Source organism: Micrococcus sp. HSID17227, assembly GCF_003989405.1.
GTDB lineage: Bacteria > Actinomycetota > Actinomycetes > Actinomycetales > Micrococcaceae > Micrococcus > Micrococcus luteus.
This window is the reverse complement of sequence record NZ_RBLN01000239.1, coordinates 1-3469: the sequence shown is the minus strand read 5'-3', so window position 1 is coordinate 3469 and position 3469 is coordinate 1. Positions and strand designations below refer to the sequence as shown.

Annotated in this window: 3 protein-coding genes and 2 tRNA genes; 1 reads left to right on the top strand and 4 read right to left on the bottom strand. The window is 72.0% G+C overall.

Annotated elements, in window-relative coordinates; translation table 11 throughout:
• Positions 1-74: 74 nt before the first annotated feature.
• From D8M29_RS10125 to D8M29_RS10110, 4 genes are all read right to left on the bottom strand, one after another.
• Positions 75-155 (bottom strand) — tRNA-Leu (locus tag D8M29_RS10125).
• 67 nt (positions 156-222) lie between these two features.
• Complete coding sequence (bcp, locus tag D8M29_RS10120) at positions 223-711, bottom strand: thioredoxin-dependent thiol peroxidase (RefSeq protein WP_010078986.1); 489 nt, start codon at positions 709-711, stop codon at positions 223-225.
• An 86-nt stretch (positions 712-797) separates the two neighbouring features.
• A tRNA-Lys gene (locus D8M29_RS10115) sits at positions 798-870 on the bottom strand.
• Positions 871-937: 67 nt separating this feature from the next.
• Positions 938-1486 carry a hypothetical protein gene (locus tag D8M29_RS10110; RefSeq protein WP_095353806.1) on the bottom strand — a complete coding sequence of 183 codons (549 nt, stop codon included), beginning with the start codon at positions 1484-1486 and terminating at the stop codon, positions 938-940.
• Between the two features lie 104 nt (positions 1487-1590).
• Here D8M29_RS10110 and ilvD point away from each other — a divergent pair, with 104 nt between their 5' ends.
• Positions 1591-3318, top strand: coding sequence for a dihydroxy-acid dehydratase (gene ilvD, locus D8M29_RS10105; protein WP_036382119.1), 1728 nt, complete (start codon positions 1591-1593; stop codon positions 3316-3318).
• The last annotated feature ends 151 nt before the right edge of the window (positions 3319-3469 follow it).

Below are 3469 nucleotides of genomic sequence, written 5' to 3'. Positions count from 1 at the left end.
AGGAAGGCGCGGCGAGTGGGCTGCATGGCGGCCTCCTCTGGCAGGTGACGTCGGGGTCGGGCGGGCCCGGGGAGTGCGGGCGGGGGGACTCGAACCCCCACGTCCAGGACACTGGAACCTAAATCCAGCGCGTCTACCAGTTCCGCCACGCCCGCGCACACCCCGCGCGGGCGGGGCGAGGCCCGATCCTACCGTGCGGCGCCCGGGCGCGGCGGGCGGGGATCAGGCCTCGTCGAGGCCGAGGGTGCGGCGCAGTCGGGCCACGTGGCCGGTCGCCTTCACGTTGTACTGCGCGTGGGTGACCTTCCCGTCCGGGCCGACGACGATCGTGGAGCGGATCAGACCCTCGAAGGTCCGCCCGTAGTTCTTCTTCTCGCCCCAGGCGCCGTAGGCCTCGGCCACCGCGTGGTCCTCGTCCGAGAGCAGGGGGAACGTCAGGCCCTCCTGCTCGGCGAACCGGATGATCTTGCCGATCGGGTCGGGGGAGATCCCCAGGACGACGTAGCCGGCCGCGGTCAGGGAGGCGAGGCTGTCCCGGAAGTCGCAGGCCTGCGTGGTGCAGCCGGGCGTGGACGCGGCCGGGTAGAAGTAGACGATCGTGTGCTTGCCCGCGCTGTCGCGCAGCGAGACGGGCCGGCCCTCCTGGTCCTGGAGGGTGAACGCGGGTGCCGTGTCGCCGGGCTGGAGGCGGTGCTGGGTCGTGTCGGTCATGGGCCCCAGCCTACGGTGGGCCCGGGCGGGGAGCGGGGACGACGAAGGCCCCGTCTCCGTGGAGACGGGGCCTTCGCTTCGGTGGGTGCACCCCCCGGGACTCGAACCCGGAACCTGCTGATTAAGAGTCAGATGCTCTACCGGTTGAGCTAGAGGTGCAGGTGCCGCACCGCCTCTCGGATCTCTCCGGTGCGCCGTGCAACGAGGTGAAACCCTACCAGGGGTTTCAGACGCCGCGCAAATCGGGGGGCGTGACGTCCGTCGCGTCCGTCTCCGGGGTCGCGTAGAGGCGGTCCAGTTCGTCCATGAAGGCGGTCATGAAGGCGTGGAAGTCGGTGGCGTCCTCGGCCTGGTCGAGCTCCGCGGTGCCGTCCTCCGTGAGGTCGCCCACCGGCACCCGCGTGTGCTCCGGGACGTCGAACCACGTCCGGAAGCCCGTGACGGTCTCCACCTGATAGCCGCTGCCCGTGTCCGCCACGGTGGCCACGTTGGCCAGGCCCACCTCGACGACGTCGGCGCGGTCCGTGGAGGCCTCGGTCACCGGGCCGTGCGGGTCGTCCTCGGCCACGCCCGGCGCGCGGCGGTCGTGGTCGTCCGGGGTGGAGGTGGGGTCGAACGGGCACAGCAGCATCTCGAGCGGCTGGTGGCGGTAGCCGATCACGAGGGGGGAGGAGGAGCCCGAGGGCTGGCCGTAGACGACGTTGTAGTCGCCGTGGTTGAACACGCGCGCATCGAAGACGCGGCGCAGCCGTCTGTGCAGGGTGGGCGTGTCCATGGGCCCAACGTACGCGGACCCGTCCGCGCGTGTCATGCTGCGGCACCCGTCACACGGGGACGTCGCGTCGGCCCGGTGGCGCCGTGCTCACTAGACTCCGCGGCATGGACTCCGCCGCGTCGACTCCCAGCACCCCGTCCGCCGCTCCCGACATCAAGCCGCGCTCGCGCGACGTCACCGACGGGATGGAGCGCACCGCCGCCCGCGGCATGCTCCGCGCGGTCGGCATGGGGGACGAGGACTTCGGCAAGCCGCAGATCGGCATCGCGTCGTCCTGGAACGAGATCACTCCCTGCAACCTCTCCCTGGACCGCCTCGCCCAGGCCTCGAAGGACGGCGTCCACGCCGCCGGCGGATATCCGCTGGAGTTCGGCACGGTCTCCGTCTCGGACGGCATCTCCATGGGCCACGAGGGCATGCACTTCTCGCTCGTCTCCCGCGAGGTGATCGCGGACTCGGTGGAGACCGTGATGATGGCCGAGCGCCTGGACGGCTCCGTCCTGCTCGCCGGCTGCGACAAGTCGCTGCCGGGCATGCTCATGGCCGCCGCCCGCCTGGACCTGGCGTCCGTGTTCGTCTACGCCGGCTCGATCATGCCGGGCGTGGCCCGCCTGACCGACGGCACCGAGAGGCAGGTGACCATCATCGACGCCTTCGAGGCGGTCGGCGCCTGCGCCCGCGGTCTCATGTCCGAGGAGGACCTGCTCCGCATCGAGAAGTCCATCGCCCCGGGTGAGGGCGCCTGCGGCGGCATGTACACCGCCAACACCATGGCCTCCATCGGTGAGGCCCTCGGCATGTCCCTGCCCGGTTCCGCCGCCGCCCCCTCCGCGGACCGCCGCCGCGACGCCTTCGCGCGCCGCTCCGGCGAGGCCGTGGTGAACATGCTCCGCCAGGGCATCACGGCCCGGGACATCATGACCAAGCCCGCGTTCGAGAACGCGATCGCCGTGACCATGGCGTTCGGCGGCTCCACCAACGCCGTGCTGCACCTGCTCGCCATCGCCCGGGAGGCGGGCGTGGACCTGCAGCTGTCCGACTTCAACCGCATCGCCGACCGCACCCCGCACATCGCCGACCTCAAGCCGTTCGGTCAGTACGTCATGACGGACGTGGACCGCATCGGCGGCGTCCCGGTGGTCATGAAGGCCCTGCTGGACGAGGGCCTGCTGCACGGGGACACCCTCACCGTCACCGGCAAGACCCTCGCCGAGAACCTGGCCGCGCTCGATCCGGACCCGGTGGACGGCAAGGTCATCCGGACCATGGACGACGCGCTGCACCCCAACGGCGGCATCGCGATCCTCCACGGCTCGCTGGCCCCGGAGGGCGCTGTCGTGAAGTCCGCCGGCTTCGATGCGGACGTCTTCGAGGGCACCGCGCGCGTCTTCGACCGGGAGCGCGCCGCCATGGACGCCCTCGAGGACGGGACCATCGCCGCCGGCGACGTGGTGGTCATCCGCTATGAGGGGCCGAAGGGCGGTCCGGGCATGCGCGAGATGCTCGCGATCACCGGCGCGATCAAGGGGGCGGGTCTGGGCAAGGACGTCCTGCTGATCACCGACGGGCGCTTCTCCGGCGGCACCACCGGCCTGTGCATCGGCCACATCGCCCCCGAGGCCGCCGAGGGAGGGCCGATCGGGCTGGTGCAGGACGGCGACCGCATCCGCGTGGACATCGCCGGACGCACCATGGACCTGCTCGTGGACGAGGCCGAGCTCGCCGCCCGCCGCGAGTCCTGGGAGCCGGTGGAGCCGAAGTTCACCACGGGCGTGCTGGGTAAGTACGCCAAGCTGGTGCACTCCGCCGCCGAGGGCGCCTACCTGGGCTGAGGCCCGGTCGGCCCGCACGCCGAGACGAGCAGAGGATGAGCATGCACGCGATCGACGCCCGGGCCGGGGGACCCGCGCCGCGTCCCGGGCGGGAGGCGCGCTGATGGAGGTCGTCATCCTGCCCGACGCCGCCGCCCTGGGCCGGCACGGA